Annotated in this window: 6 protein-coding genes; 2 read left to right on the forward strand and 4 right to left on the reverse strand. The window is 42.9% G+C overall.

Going from position 1 to position 4,784, the window contains the following annotated elements; translation table 11 throughout:
- Positions 1-102 precede the first annotated feature (102 nt).
- The gene (locus IM509_RS04340; RefSeq protein ID WP_287716469.1) at positions 103-276 is read left to right on the forward strand and encodes a hypothetical protein; all 174 of its coding nucleotides are present in this window, start codon (positions 103-105) and stop codon (positions 274-276) included.
- An 82-nt stretch (positions 277-358) separates the two neighbouring features.
- Here the strand turns inward: IM509_RS04340 and IM509_RS04345 are convergent, their stop codons facing one another.
- The gene (locus tag IM509_RS04345) at positions 359-931 is read right to left on the reverse strand and encodes a DUF2808 domain-containing protein (RefSeq protein WP_072925219.1); all 573 of its coding nucleotides are present in this window, start codon (positions 929-931) and stop codon (positions 359-361) included.
- Between the two features lie 205 nt (positions 932-1,136).
- Between IM509_RS04345 and recF the strand changes: the two genes are divergently transcribed.
- On the forward strand, positions 1,137-2,264 hold the full coding sequence (recF, locus tag IM509_RS04350; RefSeq protein WP_185237563.1) for a DNA replication/repair protein RecF: 1,128 nt from the start codon (positions 1,137-1,139) through the stop codon (positions 2,262-2,264).
- A 257-nt stretch (positions 2,265-2,521) separates the two neighbouring features.
- Here the strand turns inward: recF and rpiA are convergent, their stop codons facing one another.
- From rpiA to IM509_RS04365, 3 genes are all read right to left on the reverse strand, one after another.
- Entirely contained in the window at positions 2,522-3,232 is a 711-nt protein-coding gene (gene rpiA / locus IM509_RS04355; RefSeq protein ID WP_002747271.1) for a ribose-5-phosphate isomerase RpiA, read from the reverse strand.
- 72 nt (positions 3,233-3,304) lie between these two features.
- Positions 3,305-3,832: an RNA recognition motif domain-containing protein gene (locus tag IM509_RS04360; protein ID WP_052275454.1), complete on the reverse strand. Its 528-nt coding sequence runs from the start codon at positions 3,830-3,832 to the stop codon at positions 3,305-3,307.
- A 44-nt stretch (positions 3,833-3,876) separates the two neighbouring features.
- Positions 3,877-4,784 (reverse strand): RNA-guided endonuclease InsQ/TnpB family protein (locus IM509_RS04365; protein WP_287716470.1); only part of this gene is annotated, 908 nt, incomplete at its 5' end.

Here is a 4,784-nt window from a genome sequence, read left to right on the forward strand (position 1 = left end):
AACCCTTATAGAGAAAGGCATTTAGCGATTTTTGTCAATTGTTTTTTATCTAGAGCGAACTAATCAATTAAGTCTCTTGCCAGATAAGGATTTAGTCGATTTATGCCCCCCTATCGAACCATAACAAGTAACGAAGAGCCGGGAACTTTTGCCGATGATAATTTAGAGGTTACAGTTTTCGGCTTAAGGCTGCACCTATTCCTATTGATCAGTGATCAGTTATCAGTGGGTAAGTTAACAGTTATCAGATATGAGTTTTTAAGTGTGCAGTATTAAATAGAGGTTTCCTACTGTCTTTTTACTGCTCACTGATTACTGGTCACTGATTACTGCTCACTGTTTTTAGACGTGGAACGGACTACCAGCGATCGCCAGCATCGTAAATTGTTAAGCGTCCGGCCCCTAGATATAATCCGAGGGAATTCTCCCCGGGAGGATAGGCAGTAATTCCAAACTGATAGACACCACCATAATCGGGATTTTGTAATGGTTTCAGACCGATGGAAACGGTATTACCGGGGGGGACAGGAGGATCAAAAATGACCGTAATCGTCTGAGTATTGGGGTCAAAAGTAGTGGATTTTAGGGTTAATTTTTCGCCTCGCTGATTGCGATCGCCAAGAAAAGCAAAGGTTTGATCGAGAAGAAAAGCAATAGTTTGAATATTGGGCTGCTGTTGTATGGTTACTTTGCCCAAGGGCGCCCCGAGAGACGGCGGTAGAGCGATGGTAAGATAGTATTTTGCTCCCCAAGCACGCACGGATTGGAAAGTAGCGGAGAAATTAACCAGAGTGGGAGAACTCTCAAAAAATATTCTGCCATCGGGAAATTGTCCTGCGAGAGAGACAGAAGCATCAAAAGTGAGTATAGCAATCAAAGCCAGCTTATACAGACTTTCAATCTGTTTTAAAGGCAAAAAAGGAATTTTCAAGGTAAAAGCTACTATAGAATATTGATTGTCAAGGGGAATTATAGCAAATTCACTTAACCCTCAACCGCTGCCATTATCAGTGATCAGTGATCAGTTATCAGTTATCAGATGTGAGTGTTCAGTTCACTGATTACTGTTTACTGTTTACTGTTCACTGAGAATACTTCCCACTCCCCCACCCCCAACACTTAACCCCCAACTTGCAATGTATCTCGAACACCTGCACCTTCACAGTTTTAGAAATTATGCCGAACAGTTGCTAAAATTCGAGTCCAAAAAAACAATATTATTGGGCAATAATGCTCAGGGAAAATCCAATTTACTAGAAGCGATCGAACTTTTGTCCACTCTCAAGAGTCATCGAGTCAGCAAGGATCGGGATCTGGTGCTAGAATCGGACTCGGAGGCGAGAATTTTTGCTAGGGTTAATCGTCTTTATGGCGCATCAGAATTAAGTTTAATTCTCCGTTCTTCTGGTCGTCGCACCGTGATCCGTGATCGTCAACCCCTGCGCCGTCATCTCGATTTTTTGGGCGTGATTAATGCGGTACAATTTTCTAGTCTCGATCTGGATTTAGTGCGCGGTGGTCCAGAAGCTCGCCGAGATTGGTTAGATACTTTATTAATTCAATTAGAACCCCTATACGTTCATATTTTACAGCAATATAATCAGGTTTTACGCCAAAGAAATGCTCTCTTAAAAGAGATTCGTAAACAGGAATTAGAGGGAAAAGTTTATGCGGATTTATCCCAACTAAAACTCTGGGATTTACAACTAGCAGAAACAGGTTCAAGAGTAACGAGAAGAAGGGCGCGAGTCCTGCAAAGATTAATTCCTTTAGCCCAAAAATGGCACGAAAGTATTAGCGGAAAAACTGAATATCTAGAATTACAATATATTCCCAATGTGCCTTGGGTAGAAGATGATGTCAATGGGGTACAAAGGGCTTTTTTAGATAAGATTGAAACCCGTCGTTTGGCCGAGAAACAGCTAGGGACATCGGTAGTCGGTCCCCACCGGGATGAAGTGGATTTTTTAATTAACCAAAACCCCGCTAAATCCTACGGTTCCCAAGGACAACAAAGAACCTTAGTTTTAGCCTTGAAATTAGCGGAATTACAGTTACTAGAGCAGATTATCGGAGAACCTCCCCTACTACTCCTCGATGATGTTTTAGCCGAATTAGATATCGAACGACAAAATCAATTATTAGATGCGATCGAAGACCGTTTTCAAACTTTAATTACCACCACTCATCTCAGTTCTTTTGAGTCTCGCTGGTTGCAATCTTCCCAGATATTTTCTGTCAAAAAGGGACATATTTTTTATTAGCCTATAGTCATCTCTTTGTTTTGCTCTTTGTCTGTACACACCCATAATTCGATCCCCCCTTAATCCCCCCTTAATAAGGGGGGTATCTGACAGTTTTTAACACCTAACTACTTAATAAAACAGGCTGTAGGCCTGTTTTATTAAGTAGTTAGGCAAAATTATTTACACATGACGATCATTGCCCCGTAAGGGTTTTAGCTCGATCGGGCAGGTAATTAATTTTGCATGACTACTTATTAGCTTAAGAATAATTAAGCCTACTTAATTTCGCGCACTACCGGCTTACCGTCAATAATTTCACCGACGAGAATCAGATCAGCAACCCCGACAAATAAACCATTTTCTAAAACCCCCGGCATATTATTAATAGTTCTTTCCAAATCAGCCGGATCATCGATACTATCAAATTTAACATCGATAACTAAATTGCCTTGATCTGTCACCACGGGGCCGGCTTTTTTCACTCCCATGCGCAGGGAAGGTTTACCACCGAGGGCCTCTAATTTCAGCATCACCGGAGTCATGGCCATGGGTAACACTTCCACAGGCAAAAGAAAAGTCGATCCCAACTTATCCACCAGCTTATTGCCATCCACTACCACGACGAAAATATCGGCGAGACTATCGACAATTTTCTCCTGAGTATGGGCAGCACCGCCGCCTTTAATCAGGTTTTTCTGGGGATCCACCTCATCGGCCCCATCGATAGCGATATCCATCTTCACGATGACATCGAGGGTAGTGAGGGGAATTCCGTACTTCCTCGCCAAAACTTGCGCTTGAAAAGAAGTAGGAACCCCGACAATATTGCTGATTTCCCCGCTTTGCAGTCTAGCGCCCAGATATTCGATCGCATAGGCCGTCGTTGAACCAGTTCCCAATCCCACGACTGAATTAGATTGAACTAGATTAGCGGCGGCCTTACCGACCTCCTGTTTCATGATAATGACCGGATCGATTGCTGTCATGATGCACATTCCTAAAAGCGATGTTTTGAACCTCTTAGTTATCGGCTATCCCTTGCCCTCTTGTCAATGGAATTAGGGATTAGTGGCCTGAGCTGCTAACATTTCCTTGAGTTTAGCCAATTCATTGGCCCAACGGGGATCTGGCTGTAAAGCGTCACCATCGCCGGTAACTTTCGGGGTACTGCTGCTACCCCGTTCAGCCTTGCGTTTTTTGCCGCCGCCGCCACCACTACTGGATTTGCGCGGTGCTGCCGTCGTCGGTTTCGGAGTCGGTCTTTCGACTTTTTCCGGGGTTTCTACGCTGGCCTCCGGCCCTTCTGCTTCTTCTCCTTCTTCTTTACCTCCCTTGCTGCGGGGGAGAGCTTTCTCGATTTTGATCGGGTTTTCCATGAAGGATTGACCGTTGTATTTTTCGATAAACTGGTCAGCTAGTTCATCGCTAGGGACGGTAACGAAGGCAAAACCGCGACATTTGCCAGTTTTGCGGTCTTTGATGACTTTAGTGGTGATCGTATCCCCTTCATCGGCAAAAAGTGCCTGTAATTTTTCGCGCTCGACGGATTCTTTGGGTAAATTACCAACGTATAGACGAACGGACATGATGGATTCCTCCAAGTATAGGGTGATTTGACATACTCCCACCGTCAAGCTACGCTGTGACGGGGGATTCTTTCCACATTGCTGTTAGAAATTCCTTGTTCAACGAGACAGCTTAGATTCTCAATGTCTCCATTAAGAATCCAGAGGCCGGACTCTCCCAAGGCGTTTGGGTCGGTTTCTGTTTGCCCAACAGTACCGTTGAGATAATTTCCCAAATATTGTAACCCTTTTTTAAGAATATTTATTGCTGCATTATGATCCCTATCTAAGACTGTTTTACAGTTAGGACATTGATGAGTTCTAGTGCTTAATGTTTTTTGCACTCTCGTCCCACAAACTGAACAATCTTGAGAAGTGAAATGCGGCGGCACAGCAACACAAACAATCCGATAAATCTTGGCAAAATAATTCAACCATTGAGTGAATTGATACCAAGAAGCATCAGAAATCGACTGGGCCAGCTTACGGTTTTTGACTAAGTTTCTTACCTTTAAAGCTTCATAGACTACCAGATCATTAGACTGGACTAACGCCAAAGCGTCTTTAATTGCTTTGTCTTTACGTTGTCTTGATACTTTAAGATGAAGCCTAGCTACTTTTATCCGTTGCTTGTGATAGTTGTTAGACTGTTTCTTTCCTTTGCGAAATTGTTTTGATAATCTCCTTTGTGCTTTTTGAAGTCGTTTTTCTGACTTTCTTAAATAACGTGGATTCTCTACAGTATTACCTTGGGCATCGGTATAAAATTCCTTTAACCCTAAGTCAATTCCTGTTATTTGTCCCGTCGGTTTATGGTATTCTTGCCGTTCTACGTCAATCAGAAACTGGCAATAATAACCGTCAGCACGTCTAACAACTCTTACCCGTCTAATCTGTTGCTCTGAATAATAAACTAAGGTCTTTTGACTACACCATAAATCAAATTCTCCTGCTTTAAAGCCATCAGTGAACT

Source organism: Microcystis sp. M31BS1, assembly GCF_020245285.1.
GTDB lineage: Bacteria > Cyanobacteriota > Cyanobacteriia > Cyanobacteriales > Microcystaceae > Microcystis > Microcystis panniformis.